This is a genomic window from Flavisolibacter nicotianae (genome assembly GCF_003628535.1).
In the GTDB taxonomy this organism is placed as follows: domain Bacteria; phylum Bacteroidota; class Bacteroidia; order Chitinophagales; family Chitinophagaceae; genus Flavisolibacter; species Flavisolibacter nicotianae.
Genome location: NZ_RBCI01000014.1, coordinates 211,369 through 226,408 on the forward strand (window position 1 = coordinate 211,369; position 15,040 = coordinate 226,408).

Consider the following 15,040-nt stretch of genomic DNA (forward strand, 5'->3'; position numbering starts at 1 on the left):
TTAATTTGTGATATTTCAATACATGTGAGACAATGGTTAATTAACTTTTCTGTTTTGGGCGCTGCTAATTTAAAAGGATTCTCCGCTTTTCGTTGCTTGTATTTCATTAATTTTCAATGGATTGGAGATTGGTTCGAAAACCTTCATCCAAGGTATAAGTAGTTCATCAAGAATGGTTAGTGAAAGGAAAAATGTAAGGTTCCCCACTTTTCGACTGGTGAGGTTAGAAATATCAACGGGTAATGGATTGGAATGGGCCCTATTGAAAAGCAGCGGTTTTTACATCTAAGAACAATCATCACTATGTTGCCCGTTTTCCTATCAGTAAGTTGTTATACGTGCCTGATACAAAAACGATGGAAGCCATCGTCGTATTGGTAGGAAATGGATAAATGCGATGTGTCGGCAATCCGTTTTGCGATGGCTAACCCTAAACCGGTGGAAGGATCCGTGCCAATTTGGGAGGCATGGAACCGCTGAAAAAGGTCCTGTGCATCAATGGCAAGAAGATTGCTGGTGTTGCTGAGGCAATACTCCTTGTTATTAATCCGAATATTTATTTTTCCACCATTGAAATTGTATTTGATGGCATTGCCCAATAAGTTGCTTACCAGTGAATCCGCCAGGAAGAGATGCAGCATAGCGGTAAAGTCACTTTCAACATGCATTTCCACGGATAGTTTTTTGTCTTTAATCATTTCATCAAAAAGGCGCAAATATTTTTGAGTGGTAGCTGCCAGGCTGATCGTTTCAGTGCCTTCAAACTGGTGGTTTTCAATTTTTGCCAGTAATAATAACGATTGATTCAGTTTGCTTAACCGGCTTAAAGCCTCCGTCGCCTGGGCAATCGTGCCTAGCTGGGCGTCATTCAGGTTCCTGTCCTGCAACAAGAGTTCGAGCTTGGAAAGGGCAACAGCAAGAGGAGTCTGCATTTCATGAGCTATATTCTCTGTAAACTCTTTCATATTCAGGTAGTCACTCTGAATTTTTTGCACCATGGTATTCAGTGTGGCATTCAGCTCATTGAACTCTTTAATGTTGGTTTCTTCAAAGCGAATACCTTCTATTTTCTGCAGTTCCAGGTGGCGCACCTTTTGGAGGGATGCCTGGAATGGCCTCCAGATACGTTTGTTGATAACCCAATTGAACAGAAGGGTGGCTCCAAATAATCCGGCAAAGACCAGCAACAGGATGGAGGTGATGTTCGTCACCAGGGCCAGTTTTTGTTCCTGGGATTTACGGATGACAATCTGGTACGTGATGCCGTTGACGTTCACCACATGTGCCAGCTGCCGGTACGGGATCTGCACACTGGCTCTGGCCTTGGTGCCGCTGGTGTTGGACAACTCCGGGTAGGCGGTGGGTGGATCCTGTGTCGGGTATATGAGCAGGTCGGGTGACCTCAGAATGAAATTGGTGCCATCGGCCGTTGCCGTTTCCAGATACTGCAACCATTGTGCTTCTTCATACACCAGCTCCTTGTCCGCCTGCTCATTGATTTGCGTACTGTACAGCCGGAACAGGAGATAGCCGGCAGCCACCAAAAGGGGAACCATGGCCAGTAGGAAATACAGCGTTGTTTTTGTCAGTAATCGCATGCCCTATTTTTTTGTTTTCCTGCAAGAGTCCAGGTGGCTTTTATGCATTTCAGCTTTTAGTTGTCCGTAAACCGGTAACCCACTCCGTGAACCGTTTTGATGTAGTCCGCAGCGCCTGCATCGATCAATTTCTTGCGCAAATTTTTTATGTGCGTATAGATAAAATCATAATTGCTTACCTGTTCATATTCATCTCCCCAAACGTGGGTGGCAATAGCGGCTTTCGTTAAGACCCGCCTCTGGTTGGCAATAAAATATTCCAGCAGGCGGTATTCTTTTTCGGTCAGGTCTAACCCCTTATTATGAACACTTACTCTTTGTGCATCGGGCTCCAGCCGGATTTCATGAAAGGAGATGGCTTTGCTGCCGCTAAAGTTGCGCCGCCGGATAATGGCCTGTATACGGGCACTAAGCTCCGAGAGATGAAAGGGCTTGGTGAGGTAATCATCCGATCCCAGTTCCAGGCCGGCAAGTTTATCCTCCAGCGAGGTGCGGGCAGAGGTGATAATAATACCTGCTTTTGCTTCTATAGCTTTTAACTCTTTCACGATGTCCAGTCCACTGCCATATGGCAGGTTGATGTCAATGATCACGCAATCATAATTGTATTGCCGTACCTTTTGCAGACCGGCTCTGAACTCAGACACAGCTTCACAAACAAACCCCTGTTGTTCCAGGTAGGTCTGCATGGACTCCCGCAAGGCCGGTTCGTCTTCAATAATCAAAAGTTTCATGGACATAAAAGTACCCCTTTCAAAAAACCGGTGCATAAAAATGCCCCACCGCAAGGATGGGGCTTTTATAACTGAAATCAATATGAAAATGAGTTTGTTACTGAAGGTCATTCAATGCATATTGATATTCCCGCTGGGGATTGTTTGGGTAAATCCCGCTCATGATCGCACTGCTGCCGGCTTTTTGCAGGGCCAGCCTCAGTTCGTCTACAGTTGTAATTTTTTGGTCATTGATTTTTGTAATTATAAAACCTTCTTTGATACGTGTCTGTTCCGTCAGGGCACCTGGCACCAGCGACTTTACAGTCACGCCACCACCAATGCCCAGTTGGGCGGCTTGTGCCTTGGGTACGGCTTCAAATGTGGCACCCAGGCTTTCTAAGGCTTGCTCCTTCAGGCTGGCATACACTCCGGATTCACCTTTCAGGGTAGTAGTGGCTGTTTTCTCGGCACCATTGCGCTGGAAACCAATGCTCACTTTATCACCGGGACGCATAGTCGCAATCTTTTCAATGATCTGTGTACCACTGGTAACGGATGTGCCGTTTATTTTGGTAATGAAGTCACCTTTCTGAATGCCTGCAGCGGCAGCGGCACTGTTTTGAGCCACCTCCATTACAAACACACCTTCACCCTCCTTCACATCATACTTTTGGCGGTCTTCATCGCTCATTTGATCGTTGCCAAACATAACACCGAGGTAAGCTCTTTTTGTACTGCCGTACTTAACGATATCCGTAGCAATTTTATTGACCATATTGGAAGGAATGGCGTATCCGTAGCCGGCATAGGAGCCGGTAGGTGAAGCAATGGCACTGTTGATGCCAATCAGGTCCCCATCCGCATTTACCAGGGCGCCACCGCTGTTACCAGGGTTGATTGCAGCGTCCGTTTGAATAAACGCCTCTAAAGGGGTCTTGCTGTTCTGGCTATTGATACCGATACTCCTGGACTTCGCACTAACGATTCCTGAGGTTACCGTCACATCTAAGTTCAGTGGATAGCCAACGGCCAATACCGACTGTCCCAAATGTACATTGTCCGAGTTGGCAAAGTTCAGGTAAGGAAGGTTGGTGGCTTCGATTTTTACAATCGCCAGGTCACTGCTTGGGTCTTTGCCCACTACTTTTCCCTTGTAGGACTTGTTATTGCTCAGGGTAATAGATAATTCATCGGCGCCATCTACCACGTGGTTATTGGTAACGATGTAACCATCGGCACTGATGATCACACCAGAGCCGGAAGCACGCCTGGGCTGGGCCTGCATATTTCCCTGGCCTCCAAACATGTCGTTAAGATCATCGCCAAAGAAATCCTTGAACGGATTGTTTTGCAGGTCTGGCGCACCGGCTTGCCTGGCTTTTGTCAGGGTTTTAATGTGTACTACTGCCGGTACTGCTCTCTTAGCCGCTTTTTCAAAGTCTATCGCAGGGTCGGCTGTTGCTGTATAGCTCGCATTTTTGAATAGAGAAGCCTTTTGGCTACTGTCTAAGCCGGGCAAATGATTTTGCTGGTACTGGCTGAAGCCCCACAGACTTCCAAGGGAAGTGGCGGCGGCAACTGCTACCGTTGCAAATGATTGTTTTATTGTCATGGTTATGATCCTTTTGTTTACAATGCAATCTTACCATGCAGTTCTGTAGCAGTTCTGAAGATTTCTGTAAAGAGGTTGTTAAACGCTGGTTTCTGAATGTGCCTTTATAAAATGCGTACCTATCCATCGCCTTGGTATGAGGGATCTAAGGCACCGGAGGTTTTAACCTCGAAGACAAAATTTACTGGCAGGGCTGGCAGTTACCGGAAGATGGTTACGGTTCCTTTTTCATACTTCATCTTACCCCGGCAAGTTGTTGAGTACCGGATTCGGCCGTCCACTCCCCTCTTCACCATTTCACCTTTGGCAGAATCAAGAAGGGAAACCTACGATATATCGTAGGTTGAAGCGCAAAACCGCGCTTCAGCTGGTATTTTGAAAAAAGGCGATACTTTATTACTGGCCACTCTAAATATCGTTTGTACCATATCCTTTCCATCCCTGAAGAAACTATTATCGAAATATGACTTTATATAGGCTACCGTTTCTTCATAAGTGGGCTTGCCCTCAATGTTTTTTATTTTACTGGCTGTAGTAGACTTTTGGGGTGTTTGAGCCTTTATCGCTGGTGCAGCCAGGCAGGTGGCAACCAAAAAAAACAATATTTTTTTCATCGTCAATTATAGAGATCTAAAAACTTTAAAACGAAATAGGATCCGGTGCGCCACAGAGTTTACGCAAGTGCTCGAAAGCTTTGTAAATTTTCTCCTCTTTATATTGTGAGGCATTAAAACTATCGAAGGCTGTATTCCACAAAGGCAAATGCATAACCGGAGTAGCTGATTTTCCCTTTTCTACAAACCAAAGTCCTACCTGAAGGCAACCACCCCTAAAACCTTCTCCAGTAACAATTTTTATTTCTTCAACATTTGAAAGATCAATTTTGTAGCTTTTCGCTTCGCTGGAAGTTGAGTACGATTTATTTACATCCCATACATAACTGCTGATCAAATAAACATGACCATTGATGTGTTCACCAACTGTGGCAGAGCGGCTTTTGTATTTCACGAGATTGCAGAACAAGTCATTACTTTTCCCGTCTTTTAAGAAGGCATTGATGTAATTCGTAGTTTCCTGGAAGGAAGGCTTTCCTTCAATGTTTTTTATTTTACTGCTGGTGATAACAGCTGTTTTAAAAAGGTTTCCTTTTGCTATTACGATCTGCTTTAGCCTATTAGCAGCAATTTCCAAGTCTTTTATTTTACCTTCTTCGGAAGATGAAATGTTAAAGTAAAGGTCCTTACCAATTTCATTTTCTCTATCTTTCACCAAGTTTGTTTCCTTATCAATGCCGAAGGATTCGCGGGTTACTTGATTTGTTTTAAAGGAAAAGAAAACCATGATATCTTCATCAACAGCTTTAGGCTTTATAATACTCACCTTTTCAAAGTCTGCCCAGTTGATGTTGGAAAAAGTTTCTTTATTAATAGAATATTTCCAATCCTGTGTTTCAACAAATGTTCCACCTGTAAAGGAAGCCGAACGGATAAAATCATGTTTTTTAGCACTTGCATTACCCGTCTGAGCCATTTGATTTATAAAATTGACACAATCCTCGGCCGTAGAAGTGGCGGTTATTTGTTGTGCCCTGACAGCTATGGTGCATAGAAGAAAGAAAGAAAAAATATAAGAAAGCTTTTTCATTTTGGTATTTTTTTGAAGAGTACGTTTTATTCACAGAGTATAATATTACCGAGTAGCAACCGGCTGCAGAATGTTCTAAAGTTTTTGCAGTTGAATCGCATGGGAAAGGATTGGTTTAAATAAGTAAAACCATACTGTAAAAACGATTTACTTCAGGTTTTCACAGCTAAATCCAAAATTGGTAGTTACCACATTATATCCCTTTTCTTTTTGTTCAGCTATCCATTCCGTCAGGCGCTGTTCGGCATGGGCTTTTGATTTCAACTGGTCATAAGTACTGAACTTTTTACGGTCAATCATTTGAAAGTTATTGTTTTCACCATAAGGAAAAGCTTCTGTATAATACGCCTTCAGGTGACTACTAAAGCTTCTTTTGGCTTCAGCAAAGAAATCAATGTCCCTGTATTTATTGCATTCTGTGTAACCTGGAAAATAAATAATCCGGCTGGCGTAACCTGTATGATCCTTCCATACGCCATCTACAACGATAAAAGCATAATAACCTTCATCAGCTGGTTTGGATTTAAATGACAGGAGGGGCAATAAAGCGATCAGAAATAAACTCAGAAGTTTCATAGTTTTCATTGTTTGTTTTAACGGTTGATTTATGTTAAATGGGATATATAACGTAAACACTCATGCAGCATGACAAAGAGTAAATGGGAAAAAGGTTATTTCAATAGTACGAATACCAGCAGTTTCTTTTCCTTTAATAGTCTTGGTAGCCGATTCAATATATCGAACACATTCCTGTGCAGAAGAAGTGATGGAAATAGTTTGGGCTTTCAACACGCCTGCAGCCAGGCAGCAGATAGCTAAGAACAGCAGTTGTTTCAATTGTTTCATTTTCATTAGACGGATTGTCTTTCTTTCGACAGTGTCGCTGCAAAGACGGTAGCCGGATGCTTGTCCATTGCAGATTCCAGCCAATTTAGCCGGCGTATAGTATTCGTTTCAATCCCATTGATCCTGTCAATAATAAATAACAGAAGGGAGTTGCTTTCCTTTATAAAAATTTTTATTGTACGGAAATAAATCCGCTGCAAATGTAGAAGCCCGTAAAAAGCAGCGCAATACCCCAAAGGGAGTAAATTTTTATGCGGCTATAGAAAATGACTGCCCTCCTCCCTATCTTGCAAACCGTTACAACCGCCGATAAGGAACACAAGGCATACATGGGGAAGGAAAGTTGTCCGGCGCAACGAATGCGTGAATCCATCGCCGCCTTTTGTTTCAGCGTTCGAATCAGGCTGCTGTCCTTCGTTTTATTTATGAACCGGAAAGTCCTTCTCCTCTTTTTCACAGTCTTCTTCTTTATGGTAAAAGCTGCGGCGCAGCTCTCCTTGTTTTACAACAACACGCCGGTGCCTTTGCCACAGACTGGAATTTGGATTTTCAGAGACGGCTCCGGTCAGCACGACCTGTCCCGCTACAACCAGGTGCATTCTCTTTTTACCGGTTATGCAAAAAACAACGCTTCCTTCAGCTACAAAAACCAAATGGTATGGATTAAGGTGGAAGTGACTACATTTTCAAAGAGCAACGACAGCCTGGCCTATCTCGTCATCCGCAATCCGCACATCAACTTTTTGCAGGTGGGTTTTTTGCAGCAGGATACCTTGCTGAAATCCTTCCCGCTCACCGGCGACCACCTGCCCTTCCGTTCCCGGGCCGTAAATCATACCGATTATGTGTTCCCGATTCCCGCTAATTTTCACCTGTCAACAGGCGCCGTCCTTATCCTGGCCGACAAGCGGCTCGAACAGCTAACCGTGCCCATTCAATTTTTTTCGGAGGACGGCTTCATGGAATATACCGCTGACAAAAACATGCTGGCCGGATTGATCTTCGGACTGAGTATTTTTTTGTTTGTCTTCAACCTGTTTTTGTTCTGGCAAATGCGGGAACAGCTATTTGTGTTCTACGGCTTGTACATCCTGATGATCGTGTTGTACATCATGGCCGATTACGGCTATGCTTTCATGCATTTGTTCCCCCGCCATCCGGCGCCGGCCGATTTTATGCGGCCGCTGACCATTTCGCTGGCGACGGTACTTTACGTTTTCTTTTGCCTGGAGCTGATGGAACTGAAAACCAACTTGCCGGTTGTTCATAAATGGATGCGGCGGGTAATGGTGACCTTTTTGATCCTGCTTGCCGTATTGCTTGTTACGGGCAGCCGGTCCACGGCCGGCATCATTGTTTGGCAACGGGCCATGCAGCCCATTCTCACACTATTTGGCGCGGCCAACCTTGTGTTGGCTATTGTGGCCTGGCGCAAAAAAATAAAATGGGCCCGCATAGTGGTTGCCACCACACTGGTGCTGTGGATCAGCAGCGGCCTTTATGGTGCTTTTATTTCAGGCACACTTCCCGATACGCTGTTCACCCGCAACCTGCTGAACTTTGGCTTCCTGACCGATATCTGCATCCTGGCCTTTTCCCTTTCGCTGCGTTTTAAGCATTATAAAGAGCAATCGGAAAAGCTGCTGCGAAAAACGCAGATCCAGGAACATCAGATCTTTAAATCGGTAACCGATTACCAGGAGAAGGAACTAAAGCGGCTTAGCAGTTTGCTGCACGACTCGGTTGGCGCCCGGTTAAGCGCCCTGCGACTGACGCTTGAAAACGGGACCGGCCTTTCGCAGGACCATAAAATCAATGAAGCACTGCTTGGCATCAATGAAGTGTCAAACGAGGTGCGTCATTTTTCGCACAGCCTGTCCCCCATCCTGCTGCAACAAAAAGGAATCGGCAAAGCACTACAACAGTATGTGGACAGCATCAACAAAAACAGGAAGCTGTTCATTCAGTTCGAAATGATCGGCTCCCGCCAGAAGACATCGTTTCGTTACGAGCTGCTCATTTATAATATCGCGCAGGAATTAATTCAGAACATTATCAAACATGCAAATGCATCGGAAGCCATTGTGCAGGTGGTGCTGGAGGAAGAGGTTGTCTCCATTTTTGCAGAGGATAACGGACGCGGATTTGACACCAGCTTGGTAAAAGAAGGGCTGGGTTTTACCCAAATCCGTCAATTGGTTAACTTCGTGAACGGAAGACTTGACATCAGGTCTTCGCTAAACAAAGGCACCCAAATATCGATTGAATTTTTCACCTTACCCGATGCAAGTACCGATCCGACTCTTAATCGCCGATGATCATCCCGTGTTTATTGAAGGTTTTCTAAACATCCTCCAAGCTCATTCTAATTACGAAGTTGTTGCCACAGCGGTAACCGGCGATGAGGTTTTAAGAAAGATTGCCGCTGCGGAGCCGCACATAGCACTGCTGGATGTAAACATGCCCAACACGAACGGCCTGGAACTAGTGAAGAAAATAAAAAGGGCATGGCCGGCCACCCGCATTATTCTTATTACTATGTATATGCCTGCTGATATAGGCGTGGAAACAAGGAACGAAGAAATTGACGGCTATATTCTCAAAAACTCCGGTAGCCAGGTGATCTTGGATGCATTGGATGAAGTGAAGAACGGAGAGAAATATTTTGACCCGAACATTGAATCTTTCAACCACCATACCAACGATCATTTTCCGAAACAGCTAAAATTAAGCTCCCGGGAAAAAGAAATCCTGCAATTGATCAGGGCCGGGCATAGCAATAAGGAAATTGCCGCCCGCCTGTACCTCAGTGAGCTGACCATTAAAACTCATAGAAAAAATATCATGAAAAAAATGGGGGCTCGCAACCTGGCCGAGTTGCTGCGAACGTAATGGCACATGAACGAAAAAGAGTGGACGCCTCCTTCAAAAATTAAAAATCCAGCTATTGTAATCACTCTTCCTGCAAAACAGGAGCTTTTTCACTTTTAACCCTTGCCTGGCAAGGGATTGAACACCCAATTTAGTGCTGCTCTCCTATCCAACTCGGCACCAATGGCAAAATCGAGAGCTTCGACCTACGATCTGTCGTAGGTGTCATTTCGGGATGATGATGAAAACAAAAGAATTCTTGAAAACGAAAGCTGTTTATGTTTGAAAGAGTTCTCAAAACGACCCAAAACGACGCAAAACGAGGGTAGTTCACCCTGGCGTCACCTTTTTCTTTTTTGCAAGTGTAATAAGCTGATAAATAACCACTTACCCGAAATGATTCGAGTCCCTCAGGAGCCACAGAGTAAGTTTCAAAATCAGTCAATCCCTTGCAGGGCAAGAGAAAACGGAATTACAATTCAATATATCCAACCAGGAAAATCGATGCAAAACGGATACATTGAACGTTTAAACAGAGTGTATCGAGAAGCAGTTGTTGATGTCTATCTGTACTTTGATCTGTACCAGGTGAAACAACTAACGGCCGAGTGGATGGACGAACACAACTGCAGAGGGCCCCATGAAGCACTAAATAACCATACCCCTGAAGAATGGAAAAACAAGGTAGTTAATAATGAAACTACTCTGACCTAAAACTGTCTGTGAAAAGGGGTACTTACACAGCTTTAGGAAGTATAGCACCAGTTGGTACAGGGAGTAGGTTTGAACGGTAACCGCTTCCTTTGGGGGTTGCATTTCACTGTAAACTTGGAGTCCAGGTGTGTTTTTCATCTTGTACATATTTGGCCCAGCTGTAAAGTGCATCGTAGATCTTTAGCCCTATCGCCAGTTGCTGGTGGTCATCAGTGTAATTGTGGGAAAGGCCAGCGGAGATGGCCCATAAACCCGCCGCTTGCGGGGCCAGGTCAAAGCGGTCTGTGTCAGCACCCCGCACGATGGTAGCCAGTTGATGGAGTGCAGGATCGGACAACTGGTGTCTTTTAACAATGTAGTCGAAGGTGCATTGCTCCCCATAGTGGGAGTATTCCGCACCTGGGATGTCGTAGGGGATCGCCCCCCGTTTCTCCGCTTCAGAAAACACCTTGTCTTTCGGCACATAGATAAATTCCGCGTCAGGATCGACAAAGCGTTTGATGAGCCACGGACAAGCGATCCGATCAATCTTGGGGCGTTCGCGGGTGATCCATTTCATATCAAAACAATTTGGTTGTTTCAGGATAAATCAAAAAGCAATTCCGAATTGGATGCCCACAGTTGCCGACGTGGGCTGGTTGTTGCCAAAACGCACGGGCAGCGGAACGGCCACGAAGTAGCTGGTGTTTGTGTTCTTCACGATCACCTTGTTCAATACAGGTGTAAAGCCATACCGCCCTGCTGTTTCAAATGCGGCCCGTCCAGCAAACGTCAACCCGTGTCCCAAGGCCCACAAAACACCAGGGTGGATCAACAGATTATTGGTTTTGCTGGCGTTGTTTTCTGCTTTTACAAAGGGAACGATCTCCAGTGAAAAACCAACCTTGGGACTTTTCCAGATGTTGATCCCCAGCGGCATTCCCACCGTGTAGGAGTGCTCGAAGTTCTTGGTGGTACCCGTTTCGGAGAAGGTAACCAGCGGGTGCACGATCCCAACATAGCCAACAATTCTGGGGAACACGGGTGCTGGGGATTGGGCCTGTGCGTTAAGGGACGGGCACGCAAAAACCGATGCCGCCATCGGGAAAAGCAGGAGCTTTACACGGGTTCTGATGATGTTCGGTAATGTAGCGATGCCAAGGGTGTAAGATCCTCTGTGTTTCAGTATAATCATTTTGTCTGGTCTGTTATTTGACCGCAATCTACCTGGAACATGCTGCTGAGAATAGAACAGGATTAACCATTTGTACCACCTTTACCTTTTTGCAACGTTTTTCGGTAGGCGGACGGGCTTTCCCCTTGCTGTTGCTTAAAGGTTCGGGTAAAATGGCTTTGGTCGGAAAAGCCCGTGAGATAGGCGATCTCGGTCAGGGAATACGTGGTGGTTTGCAGAAGCTCCAGGGCCTTTTCAATGCGGCGCTTACGGATGTATTCTCCGAATGATAAGTTGTCAAAGTATTTGGAAAACTCCCGCGAGAGGTAAGCGGGGTGAATGTCGAGGTCTTTGGAGATCTCTTTTAAAGTCAGGTTGGTGTCGATCTGATCCTGGATCATGTCTTTGAGTTCTTTGGCCCAGGCGGGGATCTTTTTACCTTTTGATTTCTGCTGTAGGAACTGGTGGAACACATCCAGCAGCAAGTGTTCAACGGGGTTCTGCGTGTGCCGTTCCTTTTGCAGATGCTTAGCCCAACTGTACAGGGCATCATAAAGCATCATGCCTTTTTGAAGCAATTCCTGATCGTTGGGTGTGTTGTGCGAAAGCCCCGCTGAAATGGCCCATAACCCAGCTACTTGCGGGGCCAGATCATGTCTGTCGGTATCGGCACCACGGACAATGACCGCGAGGGTGTGCACGGCAGGATCGGTGATCTTGTATTTTTCAATGAAGTAGTCGAAGGTGCACAGGTCTTTGTAGTGGGTGAACTCCACATCAGGTACATCGAAGGGCACGGCTCCCCACTCTTCGGCTTTGGCTTTCACCTGATCGTGCGGAACGTAGATGATTTCCGCCTCCTTATCAATGAACCGTAGGATCAGCCAGGGACAAGCGATGCGGTCAATTTTGGGGCGCTCTCTGGTGATCCACTTCATGTTCTATTTTGTTTGATACACTAAAAGCTCGGTCTCTTTACCCGATGCAGCCCGTACACCGACAACATAGAGGTGTAGCATGGGAATGAGTAAAGAGGTTCTGGCACCACTTCGGGTGGCAACATTCGCAATTTTGATGAACTTGTGTCCTTCTTCCTGAAAGATGTTAACGGTACCGTTCCCGCCGCTGATGTAAACACGGTGGCTCTGGGGATCGTAATACAGGTCATCTGTGTCACCAACGATGTCCACGGTACCCATAGGGTTCCCGCTTTGCGTGTTAATGATCTCCATCTTTGCTGGCCTACGGTAACCGACAAAGATGCGGTGGCCGCTGGTGTCACTGGCCATCGGGAAGTTGGATGATAAATCGTTGTTGCTCCACCGTTTCACCAGCTTCATGGCTTTGAGATCTACTACACCAACGCTGTGATCATCTGGAAGGTTCACATAAAGAGAATGTAGCGCCTTGTCCAGTTGAAAACCTTCTGGGTGTGCAGGAAGTTTGATGTCTGCCACTTGCTGGTGGGAGTCGGCGTCAATGACTGCAATACCTCCCGCTCCGTACCCAACGTAGATCTTCCGTTCCAGGCTATCGTAACGAACATCGTCTGCGTCGGACGATAGCTTGACGGTTGCTTTCTTTTCAAATGTTCGGGCATCGTAGAAGTAACAGGCACCGCTGCCACCGTTGGCAACAAAAATTTCCTGATGCTGCGGAATGTACCCGACACCCTGGGGTTCGTCAAGGCCCGTGATGGAATGGAGTGCCTTCCCTGATGGCAAGTGGATTACCTCCAGCGTATTGTTGCCCAATGCGGCCATGTATACCACCTGGTCTTTCAGGTTCACGTCCATGTGGTCCAGGCGTCCTTTTACATCGGGGAGAGACACTTCTTTGAGCAATTGTAGGTGTTCCGTTCCCATGACAGGCTGGCTCTGGCAACTGGAGAACAAACAGCATGTAACCAGCACCAGGAAGCTGTATTTGTAGTGTTGCCGCATCTCAATGATTGTTCATTTGCATATTGTGAGTTCCCGTGGACGGTTTGTTTTTGCCTGTCTGGTCCAGTGCCGCTTTGAGACCTTTGGCCAGTGTTTCCGCACTACCGACACCCCAATAATGTAGAAAGAAGATCCTGGGTTGTTCGTGCACCATGTGGTTGTGCACGGCCACCACTTCAATCCCATTTTCCACCAGTGCTTTGATCACACCAGCCACTTCATCCTCCAGCATGGTGAAGTCTCCCGCCACCGCTGCATGATCGGGTGTGCCTTGGAAGGCCGCCCAGGTATTGAAGCCCAGAAAGGTGGTTACGGGTGCGCCGTGTTCGGTGAGTTTAACGTCGGGGCGTCCGATGGTGTATTTGTACACCCCTTTGCTCATATCAGCTTTGTAACCGAGGATCTCGTCCAGCCGTTTTGTGTCGAGGGTGTTTTCTACCGTTCCATTCGATGCGGTACCTTTTGACGGATCGCCTCCACGGACTTCCTTTATTTTGTCCAGAACAGCTTTGGCTTTTTGCGCCATTTGTTCTGTTGGCCCTGAGCCGCCGATGTGCATATACATGACGTTGGGATGGTTACGGACAAAATGGTTGTGGATAGCGGTAATGGTAAGGCCCTGACGGATGACTTCCTGTTGCACGGGTTTTAGATCCGTTTCTGAAAGTACCAGGTCTCCCATCACCATTGCACCCGCTGAAACAGGTGTGAAGGCCACCCAGGTTCCAAGGCCCATCGCTGGGATGATTTTAAAGCTATCTACTTCAATGTTCAAATCGTTTTGGGGAACGATGATCTTGTACGCACCGTTGTTTGCGGTGCCCTTCAAATCCATTACACGGGTAATAACTGCTGTATCAAGGACCCTTCCAATTGGTCCAGCTTTATGGTTTTGCTGTGCCTTAGCGGCTAGAGAGGTGATCAGAACAACCGCCAGCGGCAATATGACAAATGGATTAGTGAAGCGATGTATAAACTTCATTATACAAGTGTTTGCTTTCAAATTTAAGATAGTTGTGCTCATTCACTATCCAAAAGTCATCGATGCACTGGTGGAAACAGATGGGATCATGACCGAGCTTGACCAGCTGAATAAGTCCTTACCCCAGCGCAAGGATCGTGTTTTGAAACTATCCACCGCACCGACTTTCGGTGGAAGAAAAACATCTCTGTTGTGGCCACGCTTTTTTTGAAAATGACCCCGCGCCAGTAGTGGGTTTCAGGCCACAAAAAGAACAGGGTTTTTCGACCACACTAGAACCACCACACATGAAAGTCGCCATCTATATCAGGGTATCAACAACAGGAAAAGGTCAGGACGCAGACAACCAGCGGGAGGTCCTTAGGGAGTACTGCCAACGTATGGGTTACCAGATCCACGATGAATACAGGGATGAAGTGTCGGGCGGCACCGCGGAGCGGCCAGCGTTCAAGCGTTTGTTTGAGGACGCTGCGAAGCGGTGGTTCGATCTGGCGCTGTTCTGGTCCTTGGATCGGTGGAGCCGTGAAGGTACCAGGGCCACCATCCGATACATGGAACAACTGGAGAGCTACGGGATCAACTATAGAAGTTATACGGAACAGTACATCGAGTCGTCTGGGAGCTTCAAAGATGTCATCCTTGCGCTTTTGAGCACGTTGGCACGTCTGGAGAAAATCAGGCTCTTTGAGCGTGTAGGGGCTGGGCTTGCCAGGAGCAAAAAGTGTACGCGTAGATGAAATTTCGCCGGCGCATACACTTCCACTAAAGTATTCCTCTTTCAAAATTTGTCAAATGGGTGCATTTATTTGCTGATCGATCATCGTAGACCGTTTGTTTCGTCAAGAGTGTGTTATGGAGTACCCAAGCGACCTCTCCCCGCTTTTCAACCGCACTTACCTGGCAAATTCAAGCACTACACGATCTGTCAAACGTTACTAAAGTTCGTGGCCCTATTGATCAT

General features: G+C 46.4%; 16 protein-coding genes and 1 pseudogene. 5 read left to right on the plus strand and 12 right to left on the minus strand.

Annotated features, from left to right (window positions below):
* Window positions 1-332 precede the first annotated feature (332 nt).
* The 7 genes from D6024_RS23490 to D6024_RS23520 form a co-directional block, all read right to left on the minus strand.
* Window positions 333-1,598, minus strand: coding sequence for a PorY family sensor histidine kinase (locus D6024_RS23490; protein WP_121357257.1), 1,266 nt, complete (start codon window positions 1,596-1,598; stop codon window positions 333-335).
* 56 nt (window positions 1,599-1,654) lie between these two features.
* Window positions 1,655-2,332, minus strand: a complete 678-nt coding sequence (locus D6024_RS23495) for a response regulator transcription factor (protein ID WP_121357309.1) — start codon at window positions 2,330-2,332, stop codon at window positions 1,655-1,657.
* A gap of 97 nt (window positions 2,333-2,429) precedes the next feature.
* The gene (locus tag D6024_RS23500; protein WP_121357258.1) at window positions 2,430-3,926 is read right to left on the minus strand and encodes a trypsin-like peptidase domain-containing protein; all 1,497 of its coding nucleotides are present in this window, start codon (window positions 3,924-3,926) and stop codon (window positions 2,430-2,432) included.
* A 326-nt stretch (window positions 3,927-4,252) separates the two neighbouring features.
* Entirely contained in the window at window positions 4,253-4,540 is a 288-nt protein-coding gene (locus D6024_RS23505; RefSeq protein ID WP_162944978.1) for a hypothetical protein, read from the minus strand.
* A gap of 25 nt (window positions 4,541-4,565) precedes the next feature.
* Window positions 4,566-5,570, minus strand: a complete 1,005-nt coding sequence (locus D6024_RS23510; protein WP_121357260.1) for a hypothetical protein — start codon at window positions 5,568-5,570, stop codon at window positions 4,566-4,568.
* 147 nt (window positions 5,571-5,717) lie between these two features.
* Window positions 5,718-6,146 carry a hypothetical protein gene (locus tag D6024_RS23515; RefSeq protein WP_121357261.1) on the minus strand — a complete coding sequence of 143 codons (429 nt, stop codon included), beginning with the start codon at window positions 6,144-6,146 and terminating at the stop codon, window positions 5,718-5,720.
* 60 nt (window positions 6,147-6,206) lie between these two features.
* The gene (locus D6024_RS23520) at window positions 6,207-6,416 is read right to left on the minus strand and encodes a hypothetical protein (RefSeq protein ID WP_162944979.1); all 210 of its coding nucleotides are present in this window, start codon (window positions 6,414-6,416) and stop codon (window positions 6,207-6,209) included.
* A 470-nt stretch (window positions 6,417-6,886) separates the two neighbouring features.
* On the opposite strand from D6024_RS23520, the gene D6024_RS23530 reads away from it, so the two are divergent.
* The 3 genes and pseudogenes from D6024_RS23530 to D6024_RS23540 form a co-directional block, all read left to right on the plus strand.
* The gene (locus D6024_RS23530) at window positions 6,887-8,734 is read left to right on the plus strand and encodes a sensor histidine kinase (protein ID WP_162944980.1); all 1,848 of its coding nucleotides are present in this window, start codon (window positions 6,887-6,889) and stop codon (window positions 8,732-8,734) included.
* Window positions 8,700-9,308 carry a response regulator gene (locus D6024_RS23535; protein WP_121357265.1) on the plus strand — a complete coding sequence of 203 codons (609 nt, stop codon included), beginning with the start codon at window positions 8,700-8,702 and terminating at the stop codon, window positions 9,306-9,308. Before D6024_RS23530 ends, D6024_RS23535 begins: the two co-directional genes overlap by 35 nt.
* 369 nt (window positions 9,309-9,677) lie before the next feature.
* A pseudogene (locus D6024_RS23540) lies at window positions 9,678-10,001 on the plus strand (integrase core domain-containing protein); the annotation flags it as partial.
* Between the two features lie 103 nt (window positions 10,002-10,104).
* On the opposite strand, the gene D6024_RS23545 reads toward D6024_RS23540, so the two are convergent.
* The 5 genes from D6024_RS23545 to D6024_RS23565 all read right to left on the minus strand — a co-directional run bounded on the left by D6024_RS23545 (window position 10,105) and on the right by D6024_RS23565 (window position 13,932).
* Window positions 10,105-10,560, minus strand: a complete 456-nt coding sequence (locus D6024_RS23545) for a chromate resistance protein ChrB domain-containing protein (RefSeq protein ID WP_121357266.1) — start codon at window positions 10,558-10,560, stop codon at window positions 10,105-10,107.
* Window positions 10,561-10,590: 30 nt separating this feature from the next.
* Window positions 10,591-11,022, minus strand: a complete 432-nt coding sequence (locus D6024_RS23550; RefSeq protein WP_205573356.1) for a hypothetical protein — start codon at window positions 11,020-11,022, stop codon at window positions 10,591-10,593.
* Window positions 11,023-11,237: 215 nt separating this feature from the next.
* Window positions 11,238-12,092: a chromate resistance protein ChrB domain-containing protein gene (locus D6024_RS23555; protein ID WP_121357267.1), complete on the minus strand. Its 855-nt coding sequence runs from the start codon at window positions 12,090-12,092 to the stop codon at window positions 11,238-11,240.
* Window positions 12,093-12,095: 3 nt separating this feature from the next.
* Window positions 12,096-13,097: a YncE family protein gene (locus D6024_RS23560; RefSeq protein ID WP_121357268.1), complete on the minus strand. Its 1,002-nt coding sequence runs from the start codon at window positions 13,095-13,097 to the stop codon at window positions 12,096-12,098.
* A gap of 1 nt (window position 13,098) precedes the next feature.
* Window positions 13,099-13,932, minus strand: a complete 834-nt coding sequence (locus D6024_RS23565; protein ID WP_240410134.1) for a DUF1259 domain-containing protein — start codon at window positions 13,930-13,932, stop codon at window positions 13,099-13,101.
* A gap of 181 nt (window positions 13,933-14,113) precedes the next feature.
* On the opposite strand from D6024_RS23565, the gene D6024_RS23570 reads away from it, so the two are divergent.
* Both D6024_RS23570 and D6024_RS23575 read left to right on the plus strand, forming a co-directional pair.
* Complete coding sequence (locus D6024_RS23570) at window positions 14,114-14,290, plus strand: hypothetical protein (RefSeq protein WP_162944981.1); 177 nt, start codon at window positions 14,114-14,116, stop codon at window positions 14,288-14,290.
* Between the two features lie 76 nt (window positions 14,291-14,366).
* The gene (locus D6024_RS23575) at window positions 14,367-14,816 is read left to right on the plus strand and encodes a recombinase family protein (RefSeq protein ID WP_162944982.1); all 450 of its coding nucleotides are present in this window, start codon (window positions 14,367-14,369) and stop codon (window positions 14,814-14,816) included.
* Window positions 14,817-15,040 lie beyond the last annotated feature (224 nt).

What these genes read in the sequence shown, in the direction of transcription:
- D6024_RS23530 (WP_162944980.1), top strand. Translation starts at nt 6,887, where the DNA reads ATGGTAAAAGCTGCGGCGCAGCTCTCCTTGTTTTACAACAACACGCCG.
- D6024_RS23565 (WP_240410134.1), bottom strand. Translation starts at nt 13,932, where the DNA reads ATGGATTTGAAGGGCACCGCAAACAACGGTGCGTACAAGATCATCGTT.
- D6024_RS23490 (WP_121357257.1), bottom strand. Translation starts at nt 1,598, where the DNA reads ATGCGATTACTGACAAAAACAACGCTGTATTTCCTACTGGCCATGGTT.
- D6024_RS23510 (WP_121357260.1), bottom strand. Translation starts at nt 5,570, where the DNA reads ATGAAAAAGCTTTCTTATATTTTTTCTTTCTTTCTTCTATGCACCATA.
- D6024_RS23500 (WP_121357258.1), bottom strand. Translation starts at nt 3,926, where the DNA reads ATGACAATAAAACAATCATTTGCAACGGTAGCAGTTGCCGCCGCCACT.
- D6024_RS23515 (WP_121357261.1), bottom strand. Translation starts at nt 6,146, where the DNA reads ATGAAACTTCTGAGTTTATTTCTGATCGCTTTATTGCCCCTCCTGTCA.
- D6024_RS23555 (WP_121357267.1), bottom strand. Translation starts at nt 12,092, where the DNA reads ATGAAGTGGATCACCAGAGAGCGCCCCAAAATTGACCGCATCGCTTGT.
- D6024_RS23545 (WP_121357266.1), bottom strand. Translation starts at nt 10,560, where the DNA reads ATGAAATGGATCACCCGCGAACGCCCCAAGATTGATCGGATCGCTTGT.
- D6024_RS23575 (WP_162944982.1), top strand. Translation starts at nt 14,367, where the DNA reads ATGAAAGTCGCCATCTATATCAGGGTATCAACAACAGGAAAAGGTCAG.
- D6024_RS23495 (WP_121357309.1), bottom strand. Translation starts at nt 2,332, where the DNA reads ATGAAACTTTTGATTATTGAAGACGAACCGGCCTTGCGGGAGTCCATG.
- D6024_RS23505 (WP_162944978.1), bottom strand. Translation starts at nt 4,540, where the DNA reads ATGAAAAAAATATTGTTTTTTTTGGTTGCCACCTGCCTGGCTGCACCA.
- D6024_RS23560 (WP_121357268.1), bottom strand. Translation starts at nt 13,097, where the DNA reads ATGCGGCAACACTACAAATACAGCTTCCTGGTGCTGGTTACATGCTGT.
- D6024_RS23535 (WP_121357265.1), top strand. Translation starts at nt 8,700, where the DNA reads ATGCAAGTACCGATCCGACTCTTAATCGCCGATGATCATCCCGTGTTT.
- D6024_RS23520 (WP_162944979.1), bottom strand. Translation starts at nt 6,416, where the DNA reads ATGAAACAATTGAAACAACTGCTGTTCTTAGCTATCTGCTGCCTGGCT.